Source organism: Hymenobacter sp. BT559, from assembly GCF_017571525.1.
In the GTDB taxonomy this organism is placed as follows: Bacteria; Bacteroidota; Bacteroidia; order Cytophagales; family Hymenobacteraceae; genus Hymenobacter; species Hymenobacter ginsengisoli.
The window spans coordinates 204995-229588 of record NZ_JAGETY010000006.1; the positions used below are offsets into that span (position 1 = coordinate 204995).

Below are 24594 nucleotides of genomic sequence, written 5' to 3' on the forward strand. Positions count from 1 at the left end.
ATAGGTTGCTCACTGTTTATTGCTATCCGCCAATTCTTTCAGCACCTGCGGCACACCCACGCTGGCCGGCTCTACCACGTAGCGCACGCCGCGGCGGCCGCTCACTTCGGGCTGGTGCGGGTCGATGACGTAGACTGGGCAGCCGGCCGGCGCGTAGTGCAATAGCCCGGCTGCCGGGTACACCTGCAGCGAGGTACCCACCACGAGCAGCGCATCGGCGGTGGCGACGATTTCGGCGGCTTCTTCGATGGCGGGCACCATTTCGCCAAACCACACGATGTGCGGGCGCAGCTGGCCACCATCGGGCGCGAGGTCGCCTACCTCGATGTCGCCGGGGCAGTCAAATACGGCAGTTTCGTTTTTCACCGAGCGCATTTTGCTCAGCATGCCGTGCAGGTGCAGCACCTGGCTTGAGCCGGCGCGCTCGTGCAGGTCGTCCACGTTTTGGGTGATGATGCTCACCGTCCAGCCCGGCGCTTCCTCAAAGCCCGCTAGGGCCAGGTGGGCCGCATTGGGTGCCACTTCGCGAGCCTGGGCGCGGCGTTTGTTATAAAAGTCGAGCACTAGGGCCGGGTTGCGGGCAAAGGCCTCGGGCGTGGCCACGTCTTCGATGCGGTGCTCTTCCCAGAGCCCGTTGGTGTCGCGGAAGGTGCGAATACCGCTTTCGGCCGATACGCCGGCGCCGGTAAGTACTACAAGGTGAGGCATTTTGCGTAATGATTTCTGGTTTAGTACTACTGGTGGCGGCCTTGGGCTGCTAACGGGCCTGGCTGGCGCGGGCAAGCGGCGGGGTGGCTGGTATATAACGTACCAAAAGCCTCTCAGAACCGGTCAGGCAGCTTTCTCATTCGTAGGGAGAATGCTGCCCGGTACTGCTTGGGGCAGCCGTGCTACTTACGCGCCCGAAGTCGTACGTGGCCATTAGTATCCGGTAAAAACCTGCTCATACTGGCGCTCGGCAAAGCCGCGCAAGAGTTGAAAGGCGGTGTCTACCTCCTGGGCATCTTCGCTGAGCAGGTTGCCATACACCACGCGGTCGGTGGCGCGCAGGGCACGGCGCACGTCCTCATCATTGTGGAAGTACTCGGTCAGCTCTTTGGTAGTAAGCGAGTTGAGGTTAGTATCCTCCAAGCTGGATAGATAGTTCTTCCACAACACCACCGTACGCTCGACTACCGCCGCCGAGCGCGAGAGCGTGAAACGTTCAGCATTGCGGGTAAACTGCGTGAGGAAATACACGTGGTTTTTGCGGCGCTTGTAGCGGCCGTAGCGCTGGCGCCAGCGCCGGCCGTAGAGCGCCCACGCGCCGCCAGCCAGTACCAGCCCCCCGGCCAAACCCGCCAGCCAGAACGGATAGTTGAAGGCCGGTACCAGCGGTAGCACCTGGTATTGGGTGCGTAGTCGGGGTGGGGAGGCCTCTTCGGTCGTGTAGAGCGTGGGGGCGAGCCGGTGCAGGCGCACCTGGGCCACAGGCGGCAGCAGGCGCAGCGTATCGGTGGCGCCGCGCAGCAGCAGCACCGGCAACTGTAGGGTCTGCACGGGGGCTAGCGAAAACGTGCGCAGGTGATACACCGCTTGGTCGAGGCTGCGGCCACCCGTAGTACGAGTGGGCAGCCAGCGCCGCCCTGCGTACTCAAACGGGCCAAACGACGCCAGCGAATCGGGAAACACCACTTCCTCGGCGGGGTCGTGGGTGTAGCTCAGCACGTAGTCAATAGGCTGGCCTACCTCCACCACCGCGCGCGAAAACCGGCCCACCGGCCCGACCACGACCTGGGCACCAGCTAGGGCCTGCGCACTGGTACCCAGCACCAGCAGCCAGCCACCCACCCAGGCACGGCAAGAGTATGACAAATGCGCGAGTGGCTGCCCCATAGCGTATTATCCCCGGCGCTGCCGAAACAGCCCCACTAGTTGCGGCACAAAATCTTCATCGGTATGCAGCGTGAGCAGGCTCACGCGCTGGCGGCGACACACGGTGCGCAAAGCCTCCTGCCGGGCCTGGGTCTGGGCGGCATACTGCGCCCGAAATGCCGGCGCCGATGTGTCGACCCAGCGTTGCAGGCCCGTTTCGGCATCGCGCAGGGGCACAATACCCAGCGCCGGAAACTTCACTTCCTGCGGTGCTAGCAGCTGCACCACCACTAGGTCGTGCTGGCGGGCCATCATAGTCAGCTCGCGCTCGTAGTTCTCGTCGATAAAATCGGAGATGAGAATAACCAGGCTGCGGCGCTTTACTAACCCTAGCAGCTGCCGGATGCCCGCACTCAGGCTCGTGTGCTGCGAAGCTGGCCGCAAGCCATAGAGGCGCTGCAGCAGGGCATAGGCTGCCCGCAGGCCCTTGGCGGGCGGTAAGTATAGCTCCTTTTGGTCGGAAAAAGCCAGTAGGCCGAGCGCCGAATCTTGGCGGGCGGCCGAAAGGGCCAGCACCCCGGCCAGGTCGCGGCCCAAGTCGAGCTTGCATTGGCTGCCAGTGGCCGCGCGGCCCACGCGCTGCGAGGCGCTCACGTCGAGGGCCACCAGCACCTGCTGCTCCCGTTCTTCCTTATAGGTCTTGACGAAGGTGCCGTGGCCTTTGCTGCTCACGGCCCAGTCGATGGCCCGCACTTCGTCGCCATATTGATAGAGGCGCACGTCGTCAAATTCCAGCCCATTGCCCCGGAACACGGAGCCAAAATTGCCCTGCAATTGCGCCTCCACCGCCTGGCGCATCCTGATTTCGAGGTGGCGCAGGCGGCGCACTAGTGCCGTGAGGCTGGCGGGCAGGGCAGAGGCGGGGCTAGCGGTGGGCGGCATACGAGGCAGGGTGAAAGGCGAAGCTACGGCGCGGGGTTATTTTTGGGCGTGAAATCAACGTTGACTCAATTCCTCCTGGGTGCGGGCCTGCTGGCCGTGGCCAGCTGCGGACGCCCCGAGCAGGTGCTGGCCCCGCCCCACCTGCTCTCTAAAGAGGAAGTAACCAGCCTGCTTGTGCAGTTTCACCTGCTCGAATCGCGCATTGAATCGAGCCGCCTTGCGTCCGACTCGGCGCGGGCGCTATTTCAGACCATGCACGACGACATCCTAAGGCAGCACAAGCTAAAGCCGGCCGACTCGACCTTTGAGCGCAGCTACCGCTATTATGCCATGAATGGCAAAGACCTCGACGGCATTTATGCTGTCGTTGTCGACTCGCTCACGGCCCGCGAAAAAAAGATGGGGGCCACGTCGCTGCCGCTGCACCATTAAGCTAGTGCAGGCGGCTGCCGTTGGGCACAGGCGCCGCTACCGCCGCCAGCACCGTGTGGCCCTCGGCATCGGGTGCCCCTAGCACCAACACTTCGGAACGAAACGGCCCAATCTGCTTGGGCGGAAAATTGACCACGGCCAGCACCTGCCGGCCCAGCAGCGTGGCCGGCGTGTAGTGCTGCGTAAGCTGGGCACTCGATTTTTTAAGCCCTATTTCGGGGCCAAAGTCCAGCACCAATTGATACGCCGGCCGGCGCGCTTCCGGAAATTCGCGCGCCTCTACAATGGTGCCCACGCGAATGTCTACTTGCTCAAAGTCAGTCCAGGAAATCATATTTAGTTGATGGTAGGGGCCTAGTGATGTTTATTTGCTGCTTGTCGAGACGCCAGCCAATAAGCAGCAAATAACCGTCATCAGGCACCTATTGCTCACGCATCTTTCTCGGCGAAGGCAGCCAACTCTTGGAGCTGCTGGCGCACCTGGACCTCCCACTGTGCTTGGCGCTCGTGTTGCAGGCCGTGGTTGGTATCGCGGTCGTAGGCGTCCTCAGCCTCCTGCCAAGCCGCGTAGGCAGCCTGGCTGATGCGGTCGAAAGTAGTGCCTAGCCGGTCGCAGGTGGTGTGCATGGCGGCTAGCTGCTGGCGCAGGCGGCGGGCATATACCTCGGCAATATCAAAGTGCAGCTGCTCGTGGCGCAGTAGGGCGGGCGTGATGGTGCGGGGCTCGCGCACCCACGAGCTGGCAGGGTCGAAGCTGGCCTGCGCGGTGCCCGCAAAGATGTTGCCCCGGCAGGTAGCGCCGGTGTTAATATTGGCCGAAGTGAGGGCAGCGTGGCCCTGGTTGGGCCTGGGCCGGCCCTTAAAATCGGCCACCGTAAGAGGCCGCGTGGCCGACCAGCGAATGGAGCCGGGCGGCAGCTTTACTTGCTGGGCGGCAACTGGGCCGGCCCCGAGCAGCAGAAAGGCCAAAGCCTTCCACCAGGAAATAGGCATGAACAAAAAAGCAATGGGTCGGAAGAAAAGCGCCCGCTAGCCCCCATGGGCCAGCCAAAGGCTAGCAACCGGACAACCAAGCGCCCGCTCTGAGTTCCGCTGGCTAGCCCGCCGGCTGGCCCAGCACCACCAATTCTTCGGCTTTGGTGAGCGGCTGGCCCGGCTGCTGGCCCTGCGGTGCTGGCCCGCCCGGCTCGCTCTGCTGCCGAAAGCGCAGCAATAGCACACCTGCCACTATGCTCAGGCCCGTGAGCAGGCCTAGCCAGATGCCCGGTGCGCCTAGCTTTAGCCCAAAACCCAGCCCGTAGCCCAACGGCAGCGCAATGGCCCAATAAGCCAGCAGCGCGACTACCGAAGGCACCTTCACATCTTCCAGCCCGCGCAGCGCACCCAAGCCTACCACTTGCAGGCCATCCGACACCTGAAAGCCGGCCGCAATAGCGAGCAGCGTGGCCGCCTGCGCCACCACGGCCGGGTCAGTATTATAAAGAGTAGGGATGTAGTGTCGGAAGAGGACTAACAGCAAGCCCATCGTGCCCATAAAGCCGAAAGCCAGCCAATAAGCCGCGAAGCCGGCCTGCCGCGCCCCGGCCAGGTCGCCGGCCCCGCGCAGGTTGCCCACCCGGATGGTAGCTGCCGCCGCAATGCCGCTAGCCGCCATGTACGTCACCGAGGCCACGTTAATGGCAATCTGATGCGCGGCCTGGGTCGTGACGCCCAACCAGCCCATCATCAGCGCCGAGGCAGCAAAAGCACCCACCTCAAACATCATCTGCACTCCGATGGGTAGGCCCAGCGACAGCTGCCCGCGCAGCTCGGCTAGCCCCGGTTCCAGCCAGGTAGCTGCCTCGGCCGGGCGCTTTTCCTGTAGCTCCTTGGCCCGCAGCACGTACTGCGCCATGAGCAAGGCCATGATAATGCGGGCCACCAGCGTGGCCCAGGCCGCGCCCATTAGCCCCATAGCCGGTGCACCGAAGTGCCCGAATATCAAGGCGTAGCACAACAGCGCGTTAATGAAATTGCCCAGAATGGAGAGCTGCATGGCCTGGCGCGTGAGGCCCAATCCCTCGGCCCACTCGCGGAAGCCCTGAAACACCATCAGGGGCAGCAGCGACAGACCCACCACGCGCACCCAGGGCGTGGCTAGGGCCACTACTTCGGGTGCCTGGTGCAGGTGCGGCATGGCCAGCGGCAGCAGCTGGCTGAAGCCCGCCAGCAGCACACCCACCAGCGTATTCAGCCAGATGGTGCCTACCAGCAGGTGGCCCAGCGCCGGGTTATCGCCCCGGCCATTGGCGGCGGCCACGCGCGGCACCGCGCCCATGCTGATGCCCAGGCCCAGCACCATGAGCACGGTGGTCATGCTCACACCCACACTCACGGCGGCCAGGGGCAGCTTGCCGGTCTGGCCCACCATCACCGAGTCGCACACGCTCACCAGGATGTGGCCGAGCTGGCTCAGCACCACCGGGTAAGCGAGGAGAATAGTAGGGCGAAGGTGGGATTTCATGGCTAACAACTACTTAATAAAGAACGTCATGCTAAGCCTGCCGAAGCATCTTGCCCGCATCGTTGACCGGCGCGGTAGAGATGCTTCGCGGAGCTCAGCATGACGTTCTACTTATTTTATTGGGTGCAAAAATACGCCCCTAGCCGGCCACTGCCAGCACCACGTCGGCAAAGTCGCCGGCTGCATCCTGAAACACCTCGACTACGCGCAGGCCCACCGCGGCGGCTAGCCCGGCTATTTGGGGCAGGCTGAATTTGTAAGAGCTTTCGGTGTGAATGGCCTCCCAGGCGGCGATGTCGAAGGTCTGGCCGGCTAGGGCGGCTACGCGCACGGTTTGGGCGCGGCGGCTCACCAGCCACGAGCGCATGGCGCCGGTGCTGGGGTCGTAGTCGGGGAAATGCTGCCAGGCATCGAGCTCAAAATCGGCCCCGGCCTCGGCATTGAGGCGGCGCAGCAGGTTGAAGTTGAACTCGGCCGTGATGCCCTGCGCATCGTCATAGGCGGCCCGAATGCGGCGCGGGTCTTTGCGCAGGTCGAAGCCCACCAGCAGACGGTCGGCCGGGGTGAGCGGCTGAGCCAGCTCGCGCAGGAAAACCACCTGCTCATCGGGTGTGAAATTGCCGATGTTAGAGCCCAGAAACAGCACCGCCTTGGCGCCCGGCCGGGTAGCGAGCGTAGTAAGCGCGGCCGAATACTCGGCGGCCAGCGGCTCGGTGGGCAGGCCGGGCAGTTCGGCGTGCAGCGAGGCCGTGAGCTCGGCAATGGCCGAAGCCGAAATATCGACCGGCACGTAGGTAAGGGCCACCGGCTGGGCTAGTAGCTCGCGCAGCAAGAACTTGGTTTTAAGGCCATCGCCGGCCCCTAGCTCTACTACGGCCAGCGGCTGGCTGGCCCCCGCACCGGCAGCCAATGCCCGCGCTATCGCCGCGCCCTGCTCCTGAAAAATAGCAAGCTCGGTGCGGGTAGGGTAGTATTCGGGCAGGCCCATTATCTGCTGAAACAGGCGGCTGCCGGTGGTGTCGTAAAAATATTTAGACGATAAGGTCTTCGGCGTTTGGCTAAAACCCTGGGCTAGGTGTTCGGCGAGGTGATTCAAGAGAGGTAGGCGTTGGGAAAGGGCAAAGCACAGTTTGCGTAATGGGGCTGCTACTGGGGGCTAGCTGGTGGCTCGGCGGGTGGTTTGGGCCACAGCAGCGACGCCGCTACCGAGCCCAGCAGCAGCGCCCCCACGATGCCTAGCGAAACCGGCACGGGTAGCGCCAGGTTAAAGCGCTCGCGTAAAATATCCTCCATCAAGAGCTTGCCACCAATGAAAACCAGGATGAGCGCCAACCCATAGTGCAGGTAGTGAAAGAGCGTCATGAGGCTGGCCAGGGCAAAATACAGCGCCCGCAGGCCCAGCAAGGCAAACACGTTGGAGGTATACACCACAAACGTATTGCGCGACACGGCCAGGATGGCCGGGATGGAGTCGGCCGCAAAAACTACGTCGGTGGTTTCAATCATCACCAGCACCACCAGTAGGGGCGTGGCAAAGCGCAGGCCGTCGCGCCGGGTGAAGAACTTACCGCCGTCGAGCTGCCGCGTAATGGGTAGGCGCCGGCTCAGAAACCGCACCACCGGGTTGTTGTTGGGGTCAATTTCGGGGTCACCGTCGCCGCTCAGGGCCATGCGCACACCTGTGTAGACCAGGAAGGCCCCTAGCACATACAGCAGAAAGTGAAACTTGGCCAGCAGCGCCGCCCCCGCCAGAATGAAGATGCCGCGCAGCACCAGGGCCCCCAGTACGCCCCAGAACAAAATGCGGTGCTGATACTCGGCCGGTACCTTAAAGTAAGTGAAAATGAGCAGGAACACAAACAGGTTGTCCACGCTCAGGGCCTTCTCGATGAGGTAGCCCGTCAGCCATTGCAGGCCTGCTTCGTGGCCCATGGTATGGTACACGAGGTAGTTGAAACCTAGCGACAACGTTATCCAGAAGGCGCTCCAGCCCAGTGCTTCCCCGAGCTTCACTGCATGGGCGCGGCGATTAAGCACCAGCAAATCGAGCAGCAAAAGCCCGATTACAAATAAGTTAAATAGTATCCAAAAAAGGGGCGTATTTTCCATCCGGCGGCAAGCTGCTAACTCAGATACGGAAAAATGGCCCGCGTGGCGGTGGGCCCACTGGCTAGGCTACTGGGCCGAGGCGATGCGTGGTTGGCCCTGCGGCTCGTCGGCGGTGCGGCGCGGCGGATGAATCCAGCTGCTCACCTTCATCTGCACTACTCCAAAAAATGCTTCCTTGAAGATGCCTTTCGACATCTTCGATTGCCCGCGGGTGCGGTCGGTAAAGATGATGGGCACTTCCTTGATGCGGAAGCCCAGCCGGTAGGTCAGCCATTTCATCTCAATCTGAAAGGCATAGCCCACGAAGTGAATGCGCTTTAGGTCGATGGCGCGCAGCACCCTAGCCGAGTAGCACTTAAAGCCCGCCGTGGCATCGTGAATAGGCATACCCGTGACCATGCGCACGTATTTGGAGGCAAAATATGACATCAGCACCCGGCTCATGGGCCAGTTTACCACGTTTACGCCGTCGCTGTAGCGCGAGCCGATGGCCAGGTCGTAGCCCTGCACGGCGCAGGCTTCGTGCAGGCGCAGCAAATCTTGCGGGTTGTGCGAGAAGTCGGCATCCATCTCAAACACATACTCATAGCCTCGCGCCAGCGCCCAGCGAAAGCCGAATATGTAGGCGGTGCCCAACCCTTGCTTTCCCGAACGCTCTTCCAGAAACAGCCGCCCTGCAAACTCAGGAAGCAGGCCGCGCACTATTGGGCCCGTACCGTCGGGCGAACCGTCGTCAATTATCAGGACGTGGAAATTTTTCGGCAGTGCGAAGACAGCCCGAATAATAAGCTCCACATTGTCCCGCTCATTATACGTCGGAATCAGAACTAGTCCGGCGGCCATAGTACTCATCACTGGCAAAGATAGGGCGCGTAAGAATAGGGTTGCGTGCTAACCAGGATTTTGAAGTAGAATTTCAGAAAGGTATTACTATTTTTTCTAGTTCTATTCCTGTTTTGCAGTGCTAAGCTGCTGGGCTAGCTGGCGGGCGTATCTCACACAATCGGGCACGCTTACGCCAGCCTGCCAGTTGGCTACGGCCACGACGCCTGCGGCCGCCAGGGGTGCCACGGCGGCCCGCGCATCGGCCAGGTGCTGGTCAAACTGGGGAATGCTTTGGGGCCAGTAGTAGCGCCCTTGCCAGAGCGGCGCGCCCTCGATGCCATAGAGCCGGCTCAGCTCCTGGTGCACGGCCGCCAGCTGCCTGTCCTCGGGCTCTCGGGCCTGGCTGGCAAACTGCGCCCCGCCCACGAAGCTGGTAAACAGCACCTGCCCATCGGGCACGCGGTCGGGAAAGAGGGAGCTGGTCCAGATAGAGCCGGCCGAGTAGGTGCCTTCTACCCGGGGGTTGAGCGCCCCAAAGCCGGCCAGGGGGTGGGCCACGGCGGCTCGGTCGTAGGCCGAGTACACGAGCGTCATGGGGGGGTAGCGCACGGCCGCCAGCGCCTGGGCGGCCGCCGCAAAGTGGGGCGCGAGCAGCTCGGCCGCCGCATAGGCAGGCAGCGCCAGCGCCAGGTGCGAATAAGTAGCGGCAGTTGGCTGGTTGTTGAGTAGCAGTTGATAGGCGCCATCAGCTAGCCGCTCAATGGCCTGCACGGCCTGCCTGGGGTGATAGCTGCTGAGCCGGGCAGCCAGCGCATCAGTAAGCGCTTGCACGCCGCCGCGCAGCGTCACGGTGCGGCGGCGGCCGGCCTTCGGGCCCTTGGCCAACCCGCGCAGCAGCGAGCCGTGCTGGGCCTCGAGCGCCGCTAGCTGCGGAAAGGTAAGGGAAAGCAGCAGCTCGGCCGGGTCGCCGGCATAGATGCCCGCTACGAAGGGGTTGACGGCGTATTGAACAACCTCGCGCCCAAAATGTCGGGCGAAGAAAGCGGCTATTGTTTCGCCTGGCACAGGCGGCGCGGGGCGGCGCAGCAGCTCGCCAAGCAGCCGCAGCTTCGTTTTGAGGCTAAAAAAATTGCTGGCCAGCAGCGCGGGCGGCGAGCCCGGTAGCGCCCGGTACTGCCCGCCGCGTAGCACGTAGCGGTGCTGGCTCACCGGGGCCGCTTCCTGAATAGCATCGGCTAGGCCCAGTTCGGTCAGCAGTTCTTCCAGCTCGGCGCTCAGCAGCAGCGAGTTGGCGCCGGCTTCGAGCTGGTAGCCTTCGGGCATTCGGGGGGAAAGCAGGTTGCCGCCCGGCCGGGGGCTGGCCTCAAACAGGTCGTAGGCCACGCCCGCTTTTTGGAGATAATAAGCCAGCGTGAGGCCCGTGAGGCCCCCGCCGATAATCGCAATGCGCATAGTAGAAAGCGGGTAGCCATTGGCCGCTAGCCGATAGCTTTGTTCGATAATTCAGGCGGAAAGCTAACAGCTAACAGCCGACAGCTACTAGCCAAAAGCAATGAATAAAGCAGTTTTTCTGGACCGCGACGGTGTGCTCAATGAAGAAATGGGCGACTATGTGTGGACACCCGACCGCTTCCGCATCTGCGCTGGCGTGCCCGAGAGCCTGGCGCGCCTTAAAGCAGCCGGCTACCACCTTATTGTAGTCACCAACCAGGCCGGCATTGCCAAGGGCCTCTATACTAAGGACGAAGTGTTAGCCTGCCACGAGCTGCTGCAGCAAGCCTGCCACCAGCAGCTCGACGCATTATACTTCTCCGATAGCCACCCATCGGTCAGCGAGTCTATTTTGCGCAAGCCCGACTCGGGGATGCTCGAAAAAGCTGTAGCGCGCTTTCACCTCGCCCCGGCCCGATGCTGGCTGGTAGGCGACCGCGCCCGCGACATAGAAGCTGGCGCGCGGCTAGGGGTGCGCGGCATTTTGGTGGGCCACTCCGAGCCGGTCGAGTACCAGCCGCGAGTAGCGGATTTGCGGGCAGCTACCGACCTGATTTTAGCGGCTGGCTAGCCTGCTTAAGAAGCTTCTTCGCCGTAAAACGACAACAGCGCTGCCAGCAGGCGGGGGTATTCATACGTGAAGCCCTGGCTCAGCACCTTGTCGGCGCTGACGCGCTGCGAGCCGAGCACAATTTCGCTCATCTCACCCATCGCCAGCTTTAAGCCAAAGGCCGGCACTTTGGGCAGCAGCAGCGGGCGGTGCATTACCTGGGCCAGCGTTTCGGTAAACTCCTGGTTAGTAACAGGGTTGGGTGCCACTGCGTTGTAGGTGCCCTGCCACAACGAACTTTCCAGCATCTGCACCAGCAGGCGGCACAGGTCGTCGCGGTGAATCCAGCTCATGTACTGCCGGCCCGAGCCTAGCGGGGCGCCGGCGCCGTAGCGCACAGTTTTGGCGATGGGCACCAGTGCCCCACCTTCGGGGCTGAGCACGATGCCAATGCGTGGCAGCACCACGCGGGGGCCTAGCTCACCAATGCGCCGGGCGGCAGCTTCCCACTGCACTACCACATCGGCCAGAAAGTCGTCGCCGGGCGCCGCGATGGGCGAGTCTTCGTATAAAACTTCGTCACCACGGTCGCCATAAACACCAATGGCCGAGGCCGATAGCAGCGTTTGTACGTGGTGGCCGGGCTTAGCTAGCTCGCGGTAGAGCAGCTCCAGCCCATCGAGGCGCGAGCGGATAATTTCGTGCTTGCGCTCGGGCGTCCACTTGCCTTCGGCCACGCTGCTGCCGGCAAGGTTCACCACACAGTCAGCGTAGGGGAGGGCCGCCGGGTCAATAGTGCCCGCCTGCGGGTCCCAGCCAAAGAGCCGGAAGTGGCTAGCCTTCTGCGGGTCGCGCGTGAGGAGTGCCACCTCGTGGCCCCCGTCGATGAGCAGTTCGGCCAGCCGCTGCCCTATCAGGCCGGTGCCGCCCGTGATGAGTATTTTCATAGAAGAAAGCTATTAGCTGCTAGCCGTTGGCTTTTGAGTGAAGGGAGGGCGGGAACAGCGCTATCAGCCAGCAGCTAACAGCCAAAATTTACTTACCAATCTGGCGCAAAAACTCATTGCGCAAGTCCTTGTCCTCTAAAAACTTGCCGCTATACTCGCTCGTGATGGTTGAGCTGCTGGTGTCGTTTACGCCCCGGCTCATCACGCAGAGGTGGTCGGCCTCGATGAGCACGGCCACGTCGTCGGTGCCCAGGCTTTGGCGCAGGTGCTCGGCCACCTGCCGGGTAAGGCGCTCCTGCACCTGCGGGCGGCGAGCATAATACTGCACCACCCGATTGAGCTTGCTAAGCCCCACTACGTGCTGACCCGGCAAATACGCCACGTGCGCCTTGCCAATAATGGGCACGAAGTGGTGCTCGCAGCACGAAAACAGCGTGATGTCGCGCTCTACCAGCAGCTGCCCATACTGGTAGCGGTTCTCGAAGAGGCGCACCTCGGGCCGGTGCTCGGGGTTGAGCCCCTTAAACCACTCTTGCACAAACATTTTGGCCACGCGCTGCGGCGTACCAGCCAGGCTGTCGTCGGTCAGGTCGAGGCCCAGCTCCTGCATGATAGCGCGAAAATGACCAGTGATGGCGGCAATTTTTTCGGCATCGGGGCTAGCAAACGCGTCGGGGCGCAGGGGCGTGCGCAGGCCGGCAGGCAGGTGGTGGTCCGGGTGGTTCCCGCTAGGGTGGTTGGCGGGAGGCCCGGCAGAATTATTCTCCATAGTAATCCACAAAATTACGGTCAGTTTCGTGGAGCGTCACGGCTAGGGTAAGCGCCGCTGGCAAAGCCGCCCGCAGCCGCCGCCAGATAACGACGGCAATATTCTCAGCCGTAGGGTTAAGCTCCCGAAAATCGTCGGTGTCGAGGTTGAGGTTGCGGTGGTCAAAGCGATTGAGCACCTGCGTTTTGATGATGTCGCTTAACTGCTTCATGTCAAACACATAGCCGGTGTCGGGGTCGATTTCCCCGGTCAGGCGCACCGTCAGGTCATAGTTATGGCCATGGTAGTTGGGGTTGTTGCACTTGCCAAACACCTGCTGGTTGCGCGCCGCATCCCAGTCCGGATTGTGCAGGCGATGAGCCGCATTAAAGTGTTCGGAACGACAGATAGTGAGCTGGGGCATGGGGAGTGAAACTACGAGTGCCACCTTTTGTTGAGTTAAGCTTCCACAAAAAGGCGTCTTGGATTTAACAAATAAAAAAAGTAATACTTTCCCGGTTTGGGGATGCGCGTGCTTCTGCGGGCCGTTGTACTTAACGCATAAAAAATTAACTCAGTGAAAAAAAAGCTTTTTTCGCTCATAGAGTTGCGATAAAGTGCTTAAATTTGGGCTGTCGGAAAACCATATCTGGCCCCTTTTTTTCGTTTTCACTTCCTTTTACTTATCCTTTTTACCCGATGAAACGAAACGTTCTACTTCTTTTTTTGCTATTGTTAGGTGCTTTGCACGTGTCGGCCCAGCGCTCGCCCGTGGATGAAGCCGACCAGAACATCAACAACATTCCGCGCAAAGGCCAGCGCGTGAGCCTGCAGCTCGACAACAAGCGCGTGGAAACTTCCTGGTTGAAGCAGCTCAACGAGCAGTTTCCGGGTAAAGTGAAGAATAACAAAGGCATTATTACGATGGATGGGGTAACGATTCCGGAGGTTTCGCCCACGCCAGTGCGCGTTATCAGCCGCGTCGATGCCCTGCCCACTGGCACGGGCGTATGGTGGAGCATCGACCTAGGCAATGCTTACCTGGGCCAGGCCTCGACGCCTAGCCAGTGGAAGGCCGCTGAGAAATACCTCAAGGATTTTGCTCGCTCGATGTACCGGGAAGACTTGGTAGCCCAGATTACGGATGCCGAGAAGGCCTTGGTGACCTCGCAAAACAACCACATGGCTGTTATCGGCAAGGCCGATGCCATCAAGAAAGACATCGAGCGCAACAAGACCCGCAAGCTCGAAATTCAGCAGCAGCTGGCTGCCAACGCTGCGGAGCTGCAGCAGCTTAACAACCAAGTGGATTCGAACCTGAAGGAGCAGGAAGCTGCCCGCGCCGACATTGTGAACATGCGTGTAGCCCTGGAGGCCGTGAAAGAGCGCATGAGCAAGATTGAATAACCCACCTTCTGCATAAGTACCTAAACCCCGCCGGCTCCCGGCGGGGTTTTTTATTGGGGCCAGGCTAACCCGCGCCGGCTGCCTTGCGTTGAGGACCTGGACAAGCCCCTTGGCTTACCCACCCATTTCTCTTAAGCCAGCACCATGGAAAAGAAAGAAGTTCAGCACCAAGTACACCTGGAAGGCGCCATTAATATCCTAACCGGCGACCTGCGCGAAGAAGCCAGCCGCGCCGGCATCGACAACCAGCTACAGCGGTGGATTGAAGACCTGAAAGACGCCCACAACCCCGAGTTTCATCAGCTCGTCACCGACTTGCAGGCTCTGAAAGCGCTGCTGCACGGCGGCACCTACAATGGCGACCAGGTAGGCCGCCTGCTGCACCACCTTGGTACCGAAACCACCCGCACGGCGCACCTGGCCGAGGGCAATACCCGCTCGCACGTAGAAAAGCTGGGGGCTGCCCTGCTCGCCGCTGCGGGCCAGCTCCAGGGCCCTAGTACCACTCCCGAGCAAGACCTGAAAAATAATAATCGAGGCCTCGACTCGCAGGCGTAGGCTGCGGCTCAGGCACCAGCCGACATTTGTAAAAGCGGTGTTGCGCAACCTAGCCAGGCTGCGCAACACCGCTTTTGAGTAAGTAGTTGTTTCTGAAATCTACCCCGGGGCACTTTTGTCTTATGCGCTTATTTGTGTATTCTCCCTTGCCCGATGCCGTGCGCGCCCAGCTTACGCACGGGTTGCCCGCCGGGTATGAGGCCACGTATGCCCGCGATTTGCCGGCCGCCGAGCAGGCCACCGCGTGCCAACAGGCGGAGCTGCTTTTTGGTAACCCGCCCCCCGAGTGGCTGGCCGCTGAGCTGCCAAATCTGCGCTTCTGGCAGCTCGATTCGGCCGGTTTCGACCGCTACCGGGGCCTAGCCATAGCCGCGCCAGTGGCCAATATGGGCGACTATTTTGCCTGGCCCTGCGCCGAAACGATGGTGGCGGGCCTGCTCGCCTTCTATCGCGCCCTGCCCGAGCTGGTACGCCTGCAAGCGGAGGCGCGCTGGGTAGGGGCACCCATCAGGGGGCGCATGGGGCTGCTGCGCGGCAAGCGGGTAGTGGTGCTAGGCGCCGGGGCTATTGCACAGGCCGTGCGCCAGCAGCTCAGCGGCTTTGGTTGCGAGGTGCGACTGCTGGCCCGCACTCACCCGCAGGCGCAGCTGCACTCGCGCGCCGAGCTGCGGGCAGCCCTGCCGCACACCGATATTGTGGTGAACTGCCTGCCCGGCAGCGCTGATAAGTTTTTTGCGGCCGAGGAGTTGGCAGCGCTTCCGTCAGGCAGCGTCTATGCCAGCGTAGGCCGCGGCAACACTACCGACGAGCCCGCGCTGCTCGCCGCCCTGCAAGCCGGCCGCTTAAGCGGCGCAGTACTCGATGTGACCGAAATCGAGCCGCTGCCTGCCAGCCACCCCTTCTGGGCCATGCCGCAGGTGCTGCTGACCCAGCACAGCGGCGGAGGCCAGCCCCAGGAGGCCGAAGGCAAAGTAGCCCAGCTGCTGCGCAACCTGGCGCACCTGCAAGCGGGCCAGCCCCTCGAAAACCTGATAACCTTGCGCCGCGGCTATTGAAGTTGCCCAAGAAGCCGGCCGTACTAACCGACTTTCTCAACAGCTTTAGCAGAAGAAGTCTGCGTGGGTTAGTGTTCGGTGTTCATTGGCAGGCGCTTAGCTGGCGTTTGCAGTAGCGTGGCGGCTTCTTCGTCGGTGAGCACGCGGGCTTCGGTGTCGCCATCGGGGAAGAGTAGCCGGCTAGCCGCCTGGCGCAGTTCGTCGAGGCGCGCAAGGGCATCCACCACAGTGGGGTTGGCTTCGAGGCGGGCTAGCAGGCCACTGGCGCGGGCAGCCTGAAACAGCTTTTCGAGTACAAACGGCAGCACCCAGCCGGCCACATTGGTCATAAACACGCCGCGCAGGCCCAGGCGCAGCAGCAAGCGGGCGGCCATGCGCTCCAGCAGCAGGGCTTTTGCGGCGGGCAAGGCTTTGTCAGCTAGAAAATCGGCCACCAGGCGGGCGTGCCCGTTTTGTACTTCGGCCCGCAACACCTCCTGCACCGAATCGAGCGCCCGCTGAGCCAGCTGCCGAAATAGGCGGCCGGTTTGCCAGGCCCGCAGGCCAGTTTGGCGAGCAGCATTCAAAACCTGGCTGGGTAGGGTAGGAGGAATCGAAAAATATTTCATAAAACAAGCACCAACGGGGTGCGCCCTATTCATACGGCGCCCCTAGCTCAGTGGCCATGTAAGGGCAGCACGAATGGATGATTTTAGAAAAATAAATTGATGTAAACGATTGTTAAGCAGTCATATAAATGCAGTAGTTTAGCGCATAAGGTCGGCTCGGAAACCTGGACCATAATTTTATGGTTAAGAAATAATATTGGCAAGATTCTGACGCAAAAATGAGGATGTCTATCTTTGCCAGGGCATTCTAAGATAGTTGCCTTCTACACCGGTTTGTGCTTTTCCAATGTCCGACTTATTGCTCGATATCAACCTCCAACAAGTGCCAGATAGCTATTTGGCCGGTGCTTGGCGGGTCGCGCACCGGGTAGTTAATCGGGCGGACCCCGATAGCCCACTAGCCCAGGCTACCAACCTGCTGCTCAACGACGACCAGCTGCAGCTGGAGGCACCCTTGCTAAACGAAACCGGTAGCTGGGCCGTGCAGCGCGACGAGCTGCTAAATCGGCCTTACCTGCGCCTCAATTTTCCGACCGAGGAAATGAAGGCCCTCGTGACGCGCCTGCGCCGCACCGCCGATGGTGCCCGCAGCCAGCTCAATCTGTATTTCAGCTCGGGGCTCGAAATGCAGCTCGACCGGCCCTAGCGGCCGGTTTTTCCTTTCTCTACCTGCTCTAGCTGTTTTATTTCGTCGTGATTACTCCTGCTGCCGCGTCTGGCTCACCCCAAAAATCTGAGGATGAATTTCAGTTTCTGGCTGATTTTATCCCGCAACTGGTCTGGATAACCGACCCGAGTGGCTTTCATACCTATTTCAACCAGCGCTGGATAGACTACACGGGCTACACGCTGGCCGACAGTGTGGGGCCCGATATGTGGAATAACCTGCTGCACCCCGACGACCGCGCCCACGCCCGCCAGGTGTGGGGGCACTCGCTGGCTACCGGCGATGACTACGAAATAGAGTACCGCTTTAAGGGTCGCGATGGGGACTACCGCTGGTTTTTGGGGCAGGCGCTGCCCCGGCGCAACGCCGAGGGCGCCATCGTGACGTGGTTTGGTACCTGCACCGACATTCACGACCAAAAGCTGGCCAATGAGAAGATGGCCGAGCGCGAGTCAGAATTTACTACCCTAGCCGACAATGTGGCTCAGCTTTCGTGGATGGCCCGGCCCGATGGCCACCTTTACTGGTATAATAAGGGGTGGTATGACTACACGGGCACCGACTTTGCTGAAATGGAAGGCTGGGGCTGGGAAAAGGTTCATCATCCCGATTATATCAAGCAGGTGGTAGCCTTTGTGAGCCAGGCCTGGCAAAAGGGTGAAGCCTGGGAGCTAACGTTCCCGCTGCGCCGCTACGACGGCGAGTACAACTGGTTTTTGACCCGCGCCGTGCCTGTGCACGACGAGCAGGGCCAGCTAGTGCGCTGGCTAGGCACCAACACCGACGTAACCGAAATGCGCCAGCTGCAGGAGCAGCTCCAAAACTCATACAATGACCTCGAAGCGAAAGTCACCTTCCGCAACCTGGAGTTGGAGCACGAAGTGCAGCGCCTGCGCAAGCAGCTAGGGGCCCAATAAGACAGCAGCAGCGAGTTGAGCTTGAAAAGCCGGCCTTTGGTCGGCTTTTTTAGTAACAGGCGCCCCTAGCCAGTCAGCAAAACCAAGGCCGTACCTTTGTAGTGGGCTAGCCTACTTTGCCCGCTGGCCCTAGCTTTCTGCGTGATGAACAAAATTTATTGCCCTAGCCTGATTGAGTATAAGCGCCGCGTGGCGCGCGTGGTAAACATCGGCGGCGTGCCGATGGGCGGCGACTACCCCATTCGGGTGCAGAGCATGACCACCGTGGACACGATGGATACGCTAGGCTCGGTAGAGCAGACCCTGCGCATGGTAGAGGCTGGCTGCGAATACGTGCGCATCACGGCCCCTAGCGTGAAGGAGGCGCAAAACCTGCTGGCTATCAAGAAGGAGCTGCGCGCGCGCGGCTGCAATGTGCCGCTCATCGCCGACATTCACTTCACGCCCAATGCCGCCGAGCTGGCGGCCCGCATTGTAGAGAAAGTGCGCGTGAACCCCGGCAATTACGCCGACAAAAAGAAATTTGAAGAAATCGACTACACCGATGCCAGCTATGCGGCCGAGGTAGAGCGCATTCGCGAGCGGTTTCGGCCCCTGGTGAAGATTTGCAAGGAGCACGGCACGGCCATGCGCATCGGCACCAACCACGGCTCGCTGAGCGACCGCATTCTGAGCCGCTACGGCGACACGCCGCTCGGCATGGTCGAGTCGGCGCTCGAGTTTTTGCGCCTCTGCGAAGAGGAAAATTATTACGACGTAGTCCTGAGCATGAAGGCCAGCAACACCCAGGTGATGGTGCAGGCCTACCGCCTGCTGGTGCAAAAGCTCGATGAAGAAGGCTTGCAGCCCTACCCGCTGCACCTGGGCGTGACCGAGGCCGGCGAAGCCGAAGACGGCCGCATCAAGAGCGCTGTGGGCATCGGCACGCTGCTCGAAGACGGCCTGGGCGACACCGTGCGCGTGAGCCTGACCGAGGCGCCCGAGCACGAGGCGCCGGTGGCCCGCATGCTCATCGACCGCTACGTGGGCCGTGCGGCGCTAGCCCAGCCTATTAAGCCGCTGGCTGGGCCCGAGCCGATAGACCCTTTTCAGTATCACCGCCGCACCACGCACGAGGTGCTGAATTTTGGGGGGCTGAATGTGCCCCGCGTAGTGGCCGACCTGTCGCGCCTGCCCCAAGTGGAATATGCCGACCTGCGCGCGGCCGGCCACCTGTATTCGCCGTTTCTGGATAAGTTTCAGATGTCGGACCTTGGCGCCGACTACATCTACACCGGCGAGCAGCCCGTGCCCTTCATGCTCCCCAATGGCCTGAAGGAGGTAGTAAACTACACCGCCTGGGTCGATGCCGGCCAGCGCTCGCACCACTACCCGGTGATGACCGCCGACCGCTACATCGACGAGCCAACCCGCCACCCGGAGCTCAACTTCTTGATGGTGAGCCTCGATACCCTGGACGCCAACCTGCTACTGCACCTGCGCCACGACCCTTCCGTGGTGCTCGTGCTGTCTACCACCAACGCCCACGCTATGCCCGAGCTGCGCCGGGCCTTTTTTGAGCTGGTAACCAATCAGATAACCTGCCCGGTTATTATTCTCCGTGCTTACCCCGAGCAGCCGCTGGCGCAAACCCAGCTCGACGCGGCCACCGACATCGGCGGCCTGCTCATCGACGGCCTTGGCGATGGCATAGTGCTGGGCGCCGAGCTGCTAGCCCCCCGCCCGGCGGGCGAATGGCCCGAAGCCATCAATCAGCTCAACCAGCTGAGCTTCGGCATTTTGCAGGCCGCGCGCACGCGCATGAGCAAAACCGAGTACATCAGCTGCCCTAGCTGCGGCCGCACCCTCTTCGACTTGCAGGAAACCACCGCCATGATTCGGCAGCGCACCGACCACCTCAAGGGCATCAAAATCGGCATCATGGGCTGCATCGTGAACGGGCCCGGCGAAATGGCCGACGCCGACTACGGCTACGTGGGCGTAGGTAAAGGCAAAATTGCCCTCTACCGCGGCCAGGAAGTCATCAAGAAAGCCGTGCCCGAAGAGCGCGCCGTTGATGAGCTAATTGAGCTAATGCGCGAGGATGGCAAGTGGATTGAAAAGGAAGTAGTTGACGAGCCGGTTGGGGTTTAAGTCCGCAGCAAATGCTTGATTTCTTTTTTATTAGAGATGAGCAGCCGAGAAGCAGCGACCAACTAAGCCCAGCCGGTGGCATTGCCTACGAAGAGTTTATAAACTCTCAAGAGGCAAGCGTAATCGATAATTATCTTGATTACTATGGCGACTTTAGGTGGTCGAGCCAGCTTGTGCGGCAAAAGCGAGCGTTGTTAACGCCTGCTGTGGAAGCGGCTATTCCAAACCTGGCTAGCATCCTAAAGCAGGCGTTTGCGGCAGAATGTGGCTTGATAGCTTTTGGCGATTGATTATGAGTGATTTTGCAGCTAGGCAGCAGGTTGAGCAAAAGGGCTTCGCAATAGTCCCGCAACTCTACACGCCCGCCGAAATAGCAGCCTTGCTAGCATGCATCGAAAGCGCTCCAGCCGCTAGCGCCAATTTTCGGCGCAGCAAAGACGTATTTGCCATTCGCAATCTGCTTGGAGAAATTCCTTCCTTGTGGCCGTTGCTAGACACGCCTAACCTACGTGAGTTGCGGTCACAATTATTTCCTGGAGGTTGCCACCTTACTAAGGCAATTTATTTTGACAAGCCTGCAGAGTCAAATTGGCTAGTCGCTTGGCACCAGGACTTAATGATAAATGTGGACCACCGCGCCGACTTTGCTGGATATGGTCCCTGGACGGCTAAGGCAGGCTGGGTGGCCGTACAGCCACCTGTTTCGGTGCTCGAGAACACCGTTACCATTCGCCTACACCTAGACGATTGTGATGCCACCAACGGTGCGCTTAAGGTGGTGCCTGGCTCCCATCGCCACGGCGTAGTGCCGGCCAAACCATTGCTAGCCAAACAGCAACGGCCATCAGCTGCCCCGTGCCAGCCGGTGGCGCTATGCTGATGAAGCCGCTACTACTGCACGCTTCCAACCGTAGTACCAGCGCCCAGCCACGTCGGGTTATTCATCTGGAATTCTCTAACCAGGAATTGCCGTCGGGACTAGCGTGGCGCGAACGCATCGGCACTGCCGTTGCTTAGCTACCCAGTATTTTACTTGCATTTCTCCTTGCGCCGCGTGTCAATAACGTGCGCGATTTTCCAGCCGCCAGCCAGCTTCACCAGCTGAAACGAGTCGTAGCCGCAGTGGCTGAATTTGCTACCCAGGTAAAATTCGTAGGGCGCCCACACGCTGGCCAGGTTGGCGTCGATGAGCACGCGCTCAAACTGCACGCGCTCGTCGTAGATGGCGGGGTGGGGCGTCCCCACAGATTTTAGAAAGCCGCTGATATTCTCAATTTCCAGGGTAGTAGCCTGCCCAGGCTTGGCGCCGAGCGCATGGAAAACCGCCCCCGGGGCCAGCGTACTGCGCACCATCGTGCTGTCGCCCCGCCGCATGCCATCAAAAAAGTTCGTGATAGTTTGCTTCACCGCCTGCGTTTCGGCCGGCGCCGGGGTGGTTTGCGCCTGCGCGGCAAAGGCGGGGCCTAGCAGACTGCCGAGCAGCAAAGAGGGAAGGAGGTGCTTCATAGAAGTACTAAGCAAGGGGCTAGCGAAAGTAAAACAACCTGTTGTGAATCAGTCCTGATTCGGCTCTTCTTCATGTGGCATTTCCACGCGGGGCAGCAGGGCTACGGGCTCAGGGCGCCGCTCCTCGGGTACATCGCGGCCCTGCAGCGCGAGCTGGTGGCGGGCTTCGTCAAATTCGCCCTCGCTCTTGGCGATGACTAGGGTGGCCACCCCATTGCCGATGACGTTGGTGATAGCGCGTGCCTCGCTCATAAACCTATCGACCCCTAGCAGCAAGGCCACGCTCTCGACCGGAATAGTTTTGGTGGCCGCCAGGGTAGAGGCCAGCACAATAAACCCAGAGCCCGTGACGCCCGCTGCGCCCTTACTCGTGACGACCAGAATGGCAATGAGCGAGAGCTGCTGCGTCAGCGAAAGCGGAATGTTAAAAGCCTGAGCCAAAAAGATAACCGCGATGGAAAGGTAGATGGAGGTGCCATCCAGGTTAAACGAATAGCCGGTGGGGATAACCAGCCCCGCCACCGAGCGCGAGCAGCCGTAGCGCTCCAGCTTATCAATCATGCGGGGCAGCGCCGACTCGGAGGAGGAGGTGCCCAGCACCAGCAAAATCTCTTCCTTAATAAAGCTCAGGTACGGCCCCAGTCGCAGCTTATAGGCCCGCAAAATGAGGTTCAGGACCACAAAAATGAACAGGAACATGGTCAGGTACACCACTAGCATGAGCTTGCCCAGCGGCAGCAGCGTGGCTAGGCCATACTTGCCGATGGTGAAAGCCATGCCGCCAAATGCCCCAATTGGTGCCAGCTTCATTACCAGGCTCAGCACCCCAAACATGGCGTGCGAGAGCCGGTCGAATGTCTTAACTAAGGGCTGAGCTGGCTCGCCCAAGCGATTGAGCGCTAGCCCGAAGAGTACGGCAAAAAGCAGTACTTGCAGTATGTCGCCCTTGGCAAAGGCGCCCACCACATTGTCGGGCACAATATGGGTAAAAAATTCAACCCAGTTCATTTCGCTGGCCTGGGTCGTGAATTTGGCTGCTTCGGCAGTCTTTTTGCTGTCTTGCAGCACGGCCTGGGCTGTAGCCTGCACGCCCGCGCCTGGCTGCGTCAGGTTGGCGACTGCTATGCCGATGGCTAGGGCCAGCGTGGTCACGATTTCAAAGTAAAGGAGGGCTTTGCCGCCCACGCGGCCCACCTTGCCCAGGCTGCCCATGCCCGCAATGCCCAGCACCACCGTGAGGAAAATGATGGGCGCAATCAGCATTTTAATAAGGCTGATAAAGGTGTCGGCCAGCGGCTTAAGCGCCGCGCCAAAGGCCGGAAAAAGGCCACCCACCAGTACCCCCAGCCCGATGGCGGTGAGCACCTGCACGGTGAGATTAGAAGAAAGTCGTTTCATCAGGTGGAAAAGAGCGCAGCGCCAGCGCTTGGCGCAAAGCTATTGCCCGCGCCGTGGCCCGGCGATAAAAGTGGCAGTTTGACAATCTTTCTGGCACGGCCGGTGTTACCTTGCTACACTCATTTTCGCCCCGACATGAACGGCAAAAACCTTTTCGATTTCGGTCCTGCCCTCGGCTATTTCTTCCGCAAGAATGACCCTGAGCGTAAAACCAACTTCAACCTGCGCACAATGCACTTCATTAATAAGCTGAGCATGGCGATGTTTTTGGTGGGCCTGTGCGTGCTGCTCTACCGCTGGTTTATTCGCTAGGCACTGGCTGAGAGATGAATATCGAGGAGTACCGCGATTTCTGCCTGAGCTTGCCCGGCACCACCGAAGAAACCCCCTTCGGCCCCGATACACTTGTCTTTAAGGTGGGGGGCAAGATATTTGCCCTCACCAACTTGCAAACGTTCGCCAGCTTCAACGTGAAGTGTGACCCCGAGCACGCCGTAGAGCTGCGCGAGCGCTACGACTTCGTGCTGCCGGGCTTCCACATGAACAAGCGGCACTGGAACACCATCTTGGTTGGCGTGGGGGCCACCGATGCGCAAATGCGCCTGTGGCTCACCGAGTCCTACCAGCTCATTGTGGCCTCGCTGCCCAAAGCCGTGCGCGCTGAACTAGCAGAGGCCATTAAGTAAGTTTTTGACCGTATGCAGATTAGCAGTCGATTTTCGGTAGCCGTGCATGTGCTCACGCTGCTGGCCGTGACGCCCGTCGGCGAGCTGCTAACTTCTGACCGCATGGCGGGCAGCGTCAACACCAATCCCGTCGTAATCCGGCGTATCCTGGGCCAGCTCAAAAAAGCGGGCCTAGTGGAGGTGCGCGCGGCGGCCGGTGGCACGTATCTGCGCCGCGCCCCGGCCGACATTACGCTGCTCGACGTGTACCGGGCGGTGGAAGTAGTAGAGGGCGACCTCTTTAGTATACATGACAAGCCTAACCCTAAGTGTCCGGTTGGCCGCAACATTCAGGTCGCGCTCGACGATACCTTGCGCCGTGCTCAAGCGGCTTTAGAGCAGCAACTGGCTGGTGTGAGCGTGGCGCAGGTAGCAGCCGGTATGGGCGAGCTAGTAGGCTAGTGTTTTTTTTGCGAGTTATTGTAACAATAATGGTTACAATGAAGTTGATGCCGTATACCTTTGCAGCTGCCAAGCTAGCCTGCTAGGGTTGCACGGCATAACCACTTACTCATCAAACCTAAACGTATGAAAATTGCTCTTATCGGCGGCACCGGCTTCGTTGGTTCTCACCTATTGCACGAAGCGCTCACGCGGGGGCACCAAGTCACCGCTATCGTGCGCGACCCAGCCAAACTGACCGAAAAAAACGACCACTTGACGGTGGTGACTGGCGATGTGAACAACCCAGAGCAACTGGCTCAGCAGCTAGCGGGCCACGACGTAGTGCTCAATGCATTCAACGCCGGCTGGGGCAACCCCAATCTGTACAACGATTCCTTAGCCGGCTCGCGCGCCATCGAACAAGCGACCGAGCAAAGCGGCGTGCCGCGCCTATTTGTAATCGGTGGGGCAGGCAGCTTGTATATCGACGGTCACCAATTGGTGGATGGCCCGCAGTTTCCGGCTGAATACAAGGCTGGTGCTACGGCAGCCCGCGACTATCTTAACGAGTTGAAGCAGAACACTAAACTCGATTGGACGTTCCTCAGCCCCGCCATTGAAATGCACCAGGGCATCGATACGGGCCGCACCGGGCACTACCGCCTCGGCACCGAAAACCCGGTGTTCAACGCCGAAGGCCGCAGCATCCTGTCGGGCGAGGACCTAGCCGTGGCCGCGCTCGACGAACTCGAAAAACATCAGTTCAGCCGCCAGCGCTTTACCGCTGCTTACTAGGCTGGTACTATCCCTGGCACGCAAAAGGCCGCCCTGCTCA

Annotated in this window: 29 protein-coding genes and 1 pseudogene; 14 read left to right on the forward strand and 16 right to left on the reverse strand. The window is 60.5% G+C overall.

All coding sequences use genetic code 11. From position 1 onward, the window contains the following. Positions 1-9: 9 nt before the first annotated feature. The 3 genes from J4D99_RS10415 to J4D99_RS10425 form a co-directional block, all read right to left on the reverse strand. Positions 10-708, reverse strand: a complete 699-nt coding sequence (locus J4D99_RS10415) for an SIR2 family NAD-dependent protein deacylase (RefSeq protein WP_208131637.1) — start codon at positions 706-708, stop codon at positions 10-12. A 213-nt stretch (positions 709-921) separates the two neighbouring features. Continuing rightward, entirely contained in the window at positions 922-1854 is a 933-nt protein-coding gene (locus J4D99_RS10420) for a hypothetical protein (protein WP_208131638.1), read from the reverse strand. 27 nt (positions 1855-1881) lie between these two features. Then, positions 1882-2796, reverse strand: a complete 915-nt coding sequence (locus J4D99_RS10425; RefSeq protein ID WP_208131639.1) for a DUF58 domain-containing protein — start codon at positions 2794-2796, stop codon at positions 1882-1884. Positions 2797-2856: 60 nt separating this feature from the next. Between J4D99_RS10425 and J4D99_RS10430 the strand changes: the two genes are divergently transcribed. After that, positions 2857-3228, forward strand: coding sequence for a DUF4296 domain-containing protein (locus tag J4D99_RS10430; RefSeq protein WP_208131640.1), 372 nt, complete (start codon positions 2857-2859; stop codon positions 3226-3228). 1 nt (position 3229) lies between these two features. On the opposite strand, the gene J4D99_RS10435 is transcribed toward J4D99_RS10430, so the two are convergent. The 7 genes from J4D99_RS10435 to hemG form a co-directional block, all read right to left on the reverse strand. Then, positions 3230-3562, reverse strand: coding sequence for a tRNA-binding protein (locus J4D99_RS10435; protein WP_208131641.1), 333 nt, complete (start codon positions 3560-3562; stop codon positions 3230-3232). 95 nt (positions 3563-3657) lie between these two features. Continuing rightward, positions 3658-4221, reverse strand: a complete 564-nt coding sequence (locus J4D99_RS10440) for a DUF922 domain-containing protein (protein ID WP_208131642.1) — start codon at positions 4219-4221, stop codon at positions 3658-3660. A 103-nt stretch (positions 4222-4324) separates the two neighbouring features. Next, a complete protein-coding gene (locus J4D99_RS10445; protein ID WP_208131643.1) occupies positions 4325-5731 on the reverse strand; it encodes an MATE family efflux transporter in 1407 nt (468 codons plus the stop codon). Between the two features lie 139 nt (positions 5732-5870). After that, positions 5871-6827 carry an L-histidine N(alpha)-methyltransferase gene (egtD, locus tag J4D99_RS10450; RefSeq protein WP_208131644.1) on the reverse strand — a complete coding sequence of 319 codons (957 nt, stop codon included), beginning with the start codon at positions 6825-6827 and terminating at the stop codon, positions 5871-5873. 50 nt (positions 6828-6877) lie between these two features. Further along, positions 6878-7840, reverse strand: coding sequence for a TerC family protein (locus J4D99_RS10455; RefSeq protein WP_208131645.1), 963 nt, complete (start codon positions 7838-7840; stop codon positions 6878-6880). Positions 7841-7906: 66 nt separating this feature from the next. Continuing rightward, positions 7907-8683, reverse strand: a complete 777-nt coding sequence (locus J4D99_RS10460; RefSeq protein WP_208131646.1) for a polyprenol monophosphomannose synthase — start codon at positions 8681-8683, stop codon at positions 7907-7909. A 102-nt stretch (positions 8684-8785) separates the two neighbouring features. Beyond that, positions 8786-10117, reverse strand: coding sequence for a protoporphyrinogen oxidase (hemG, locus tag J4D99_RS10465; RefSeq protein WP_208131647.1), 1332 nt, complete (start codon positions 10115-10117; stop codon positions 8786-8788). 100 nt (positions 10118-10217) lie between these two features. On the opposite strand from hemG, the gene J4D99_RS10470 reads away from it, so the two are divergent. Further along, positions 10218-10727, forward strand: a complete 510-nt coding sequence (locus J4D99_RS10470) for a D-glycero-alpha-D-manno-heptose-1,7-bisphosphate 7-phosphatase (protein ID WP_208131648.1) — start codon at positions 10218-10220, stop codon at positions 10725-10727. Positions 10728-10732: 5 nt separating this feature from the next. Here the strand turns inward: J4D99_RS10470 and J4D99_RS10475 are convergent, their stop codons facing one another. The 3 genes from J4D99_RS10475 to J4D99_RS10485 all read right to left on the reverse strand — a co-directional run bounded on the left by J4D99_RS10475 (position 10733) and on the right by J4D99_RS10485 (position 12825). After that, entirely contained in the window at positions 10733-11653 is a 921-nt protein-coding gene (locus J4D99_RS10475; protein ID WP_208131649.1) for a TIGR01777 family oxidoreductase, read from the reverse strand. An 88-nt stretch (positions 11654-11741) separates the two neighbouring features. Beyond that, the gene (gene folE / locus J4D99_RS10480) at positions 11742-12422 is read right to left on the reverse strand and encodes a GTP cyclohydrolase I FolE (protein WP_208131650.1); all 681 of its coding nucleotides are present in this window, start codon (positions 12420-12422) and stop codon (positions 11742-11744) included. Continuing rightward, entirely contained in the window at positions 12412-12825 is a 414-nt protein-coding gene (locus tag J4D99_RS10485) for a 6-pyruvoyl trahydropterin synthase family protein (RefSeq protein ID WP_208131651.1), read from the reverse strand. The genes folE and J4D99_RS10485 overlap by 11 nt, the downstream gene beginning before the upstream one ends. A 275-nt stretch (positions 12826-13100) precedes the next feature. Here J4D99_RS10485 and J4D99_RS10490 point away from each other — a divergent pair, with 275 nt between their 5' ends. The 3 genes from J4D99_RS10490 to J4D99_RS10500 all read left to right on the forward strand — a co-directional run bounded on the left by J4D99_RS10490 (position 13101) and on the right by J4D99_RS10500 (position 15421). Beyond that, on the forward strand, positions 13101-13808 hold the full coding sequence (locus J4D99_RS10490) for a hypothetical protein (protein WP_208131652.1): 708 nt from the start codon (positions 13101-13103) through the stop codon (positions 13806-13808). A 144-nt stretch (positions 13809-13952) separates the two neighbouring features. Continuing rightward, on the forward strand, positions 13953-14366 hold the full coding sequence (locus J4D99_RS10495) for a hypothetical protein (RefSeq protein WP_208131653.1): 414 nt from the start codon (positions 13953-13955) through the stop codon (positions 14364-14366). Between the two features lie 134 nt (positions 14367-14500). Then, positions 14501-15421: a D-2-hydroxyacid dehydrogenase gene (locus J4D99_RS10500; protein ID WP_309509577.1), complete on the forward strand. Its 921-nt coding sequence runs from the start codon at positions 14501-14503 to the stop codon at positions 15419-15421. Positions 15422-15489: 68 nt separating this feature from the next. On the opposite strand, the gene J4D99_RS10505 is transcribed toward J4D99_RS10500, so the two are convergent. Next, positions 15490-16029: a hypothetical protein gene (locus J4D99_RS10505; RefSeq protein WP_208131655.1), complete on the reverse strand. Its 540-nt coding sequence runs from the start codon at positions 16027-16029 to the stop codon at positions 15490-15492. A 286-nt stretch (positions 16030-16315) separates the two neighbouring features. On the opposite strand from J4D99_RS10505, the gene J4D99_RS10510 reads away from it, so the two are divergent. The 5 genes and pseudogenes from J4D99_RS10510 to J4D99_RS22180 all read left to right on the forward strand — a co-directional run bounded on the left by J4D99_RS10510 (position 16316) and on the right by J4D99_RS22180 (position 20763). Further along, entirely contained in the window at positions 16316-16675 is a 360-nt protein-coding gene (locus J4D99_RS10510) for a hypothetical protein (protein WP_208131656.1), read from the forward strand. Positions 16676-16722: 47 nt separating this feature from the next. Further along, positions 16723-17613, forward strand: a complete 891-nt coding sequence (locus J4D99_RS10515) for a PAS domain-containing protein (RefSeq protein WP_208131657.1) — start codon at positions 16723-16725, stop codon at positions 17611-17613. Between the two features lie 144 nt (positions 17614-17757). Then, the gene (gene ispG, locus J4D99_RS10520; protein WP_208131658.1) at positions 17758-19746 is read left to right on the forward strand and encodes a (E)-4-hydroxy-3-methylbut-2-enyl-diphosphate synthase; all 1989 of its coding nucleotides are present in this window, start codon (positions 17758-17760) and stop codon (positions 19744-19746) included. Between the two features lie 11 nt (positions 19747-19757). Continuing rightward, on the forward strand, positions 19758-20036 hold the full coding sequence (locus J4D99_RS10525; RefSeq protein ID WP_208131659.1) for a hypothetical protein: 279 nt from the start codon (positions 19758-19760) through the stop codon (positions 20034-20036). Positions 20037-20038: 2 nt separating this feature from the next. After that, positions 20039-20763 (forward strand): annotated as a pseudogene (locus J4D99_RS22180) (phytanoyl-CoA dioxygenase family protein). Between the two features lie 12 nt (positions 20764-20775). Here the strand turns inward: J4D99_RS22180 and J4D99_RS10535 are convergent. Then, complete coding sequence (locus tag J4D99_RS10535) at positions 20776-21252, reverse strand: nuclear transport factor 2 family protein (protein ID WP_208131661.1); 477 nt, start codon at positions 21250-21252, stop codon at positions 20776-20778. A gap of 48 nt (positions 21253-21300) precedes the next feature. After that, positions 21301-22650 carry a dicarboxylate/amino acid:cation symporter gene (locus J4D99_RS10540; protein ID WP_208131662.1) on the reverse strand — a complete coding sequence of 450 codons (1350 nt, stop codon included), beginning with the start codon at positions 22648-22650 and terminating at the stop codon, positions 21301-21303. 135 nt (positions 22651-22785) lie between these two features. Here J4D99_RS10540 and J4D99_RS10545 point away from each other — a divergent pair, with 135 nt between their 5' ends. The 4 genes from J4D99_RS10545 to J4D99_RS10560 all read left to right on the forward strand — a co-directional run bounded on the left by J4D99_RS10545 (position 22786) and on the right by J4D99_RS10560 (position 24554). Beyond that, positions 22786-22962, forward strand: coding sequence for a DUF6728 family protein (locus J4D99_RS10545; RefSeq protein ID WP_208131663.1), 177 nt, complete (start codon positions 22786-22788; stop codon positions 22960-22962). Between the two features lie 14 nt (positions 22963-22976). Beyond that, positions 22977-23336, forward strand: coding sequence for an MmcQ/YjbR family DNA-binding protein (locus J4D99_RS10550; RefSeq protein ID WP_208131664.1), 360 nt, complete (start codon positions 22977-22979; stop codon positions 23334-23336). A gap of 12 nt (positions 23337-23348) precedes the next feature. After that, complete coding sequence (locus tag J4D99_RS10555; RefSeq protein ID WP_208131665.1) at positions 23349-23777, forward strand: Rrf2 family transcriptional regulator; 429 nt, start codon at positions 23349-23351, stop codon at positions 23775-23777. Positions 23778-23903: 126 nt separating this feature from the next. Next, positions 23904-24554, forward strand: coding sequence for an NAD(P)-dependent oxidoreductase (locus J4D99_RS10560; protein WP_208131666.1), 651 nt, complete (start codon positions 23904-23906; stop codon positions 24552-24554). The last annotated feature ends 40 nt before the right edge of the window (positions 24555-24594 follow it).

Excerpts from the sequence above, each read along its gene's own strand:
- J4D99_RS10415 (WP_208131637.1), bottom strand. The coding sequence starts at position 708 with ATGCCTCACCTTGTAGTACTTACCGGCGCCGGCGTATCGGCCGAAAGC.
- J4D99_RS10425 (WP_208131639.1), bottom strand. The coding sequence starts at position 2,796 with ATGCCGCCCACCGCTAGCCCCGCCTCTGCCCTGCCCGCCAGCCTCACG.
- J4D99_RS10435 (WP_208131641.1), bottom strand. The coding sequence starts at position 3,562 with ATGATTTCCTGGACTGACTTTGAGCAAGTAGACATTCGCGTGGGCACC.
- J4D99_RS10440 (WP_208131642.1), bottom strand. The coding sequence starts at position 4,221 with ATGCCTATTTCCTGGTGGAAGGCTTTGGCCTTTCTGCTGCTCGGGGCC.
- J4D99_RS10445 (WP_208131643.1), bottom strand. The coding sequence starts at position 5,731 with ATGAAATCCCACCTTCGCCCTACTATTCTCCTCGCTTACCCGGTGGTG.
- J4D99_RS10455 (WP_208131645.1), bottom strand. The coding sequence starts at position 7,840 with ATGGAAAATACGCCCCTTTTTTGGATACTATTTAACTTATTTGTAATC.
- J4D99_RS10460 (WP_208131646.1), bottom strand. The coding sequence starts at position 8,683 with ATGGCCGCCGGACTAGTTCTGATTCCGACGTATAATGAGCGGGACAAT.
- hemG (WP_208131647.1), bottom strand. The coding sequence starts at position 10,117 with ATGCGCATTGCGATTATCGGCGGGGGCCTCACGGGCCTCACGCTGGCT.
- J4D99_RS10470 (WP_208131648.1), top strand. The coding sequence starts at position 10,218 with ATGAATAAAGCAGTTTTTCTGGACCGCGACGGTGTGCTCAATGAAGAA.
- J4D99_RS10475 (WP_208131649.1), bottom strand. The coding sequence starts at position 11,653 with ATGAAAATACTCATCACGGGCGGCACCGGCCTGATAGGGCAGCGGCTG.
- folE (WP_208131650.1), bottom strand. The coding sequence starts at position 12,422 with ATGGAGAATAATTCTGCCGGGCCTCCCGCCAACCACCCTAGCGGGAAC.
- J4D99_RS10485 (WP_208131651.1), bottom strand. The coding sequence starts at position 12,825 with ATGCCCCAGCTCACTATCTGTCGTTCCGAACACTTTAATGCGGCTCAT.
- J4D99_RS10490 (WP_208131652.1), top strand. The coding sequence starts at position 13,101 with ATGAAACGAAACGTTCTACTTCTTTTTTTGCTATTGTTAGGTGCTTTG.
- J4D99_RS10495 (WP_208131653.1), top strand. The coding sequence starts at position 13,953 with ATGGAAAAGAAAGAAGTTCAGCACCAAGTACACCTGGAAGGCGCCATT.
- J4D99_RS10505 (WP_208131655.1), bottom strand. The coding sequence starts at position 16,029 with ATGAAATATTTTTCGATTCCTCCTACCCTACCCAGCCAGGTTTTGAAT.
- J4D99_RS10510 (WP_208131656.1), top strand. The coding sequence starts at position 16,316 with ATGTCCGACTTATTGCTCGATATCAACCTCCAACAAGTGCCAGATAGC.
- ispG (WP_208131658.1), top strand. The coding sequence starts at position 17,758 with ATGAACAAAATTTATTGCCCTAGCCTGATTGAGTATAAGCGCCGCGTG.
- J4D99_RS10525 (WP_208131659.1), top strand. The coding sequence starts at position 19,758 with ATGCTTGATTTCTTTTTTATTAGAGATGAGCAGCCGAGAAGCAGCGAC.
- J4D99_RS10535 (WP_208131661.1), bottom strand. The coding sequence starts at position 21,252 with ATGAAGCACCTCCTTCCCTCTTTGCTGCTCGGCAGTCTGCTAGGCCCC.
- J4D99_RS10540 (WP_208131662.1), bottom strand. The coding sequence starts at position 22,650 with ATGAAACGACTTTCTTCTAATCTCACCGTGCAGGTGCTCACCGCCATC.
- J4D99_RS10545 (WP_208131663.1), top strand. The coding sequence starts at position 22,786 with ATGAACGGCAAAAACCTTTTCGATTTCGGTCCTGCCCTCGGCTATTTC.
- J4D99_RS10550 (WP_208131664.1), top strand. The coding sequence starts at position 22,977 with ATGAATATCGAGGAGTACCGCGATTTCTGCCTGAGCTTGCCCGGCACC.
- J4D99_RS10555 (WP_208131665.1), top strand. The coding sequence starts at position 23,349 with ATGCAGATTAGCAGTCGATTTTCGGTAGCCGTGCATGTGCTCACGCTG.
- J4D99_RS10560 (WP_208131666.1), top strand. The coding sequence starts at position 23,904 with ATGAAAATTGCTCTTATCGGCGGCACCGGCTTCGTTGGTTCTCACCTA.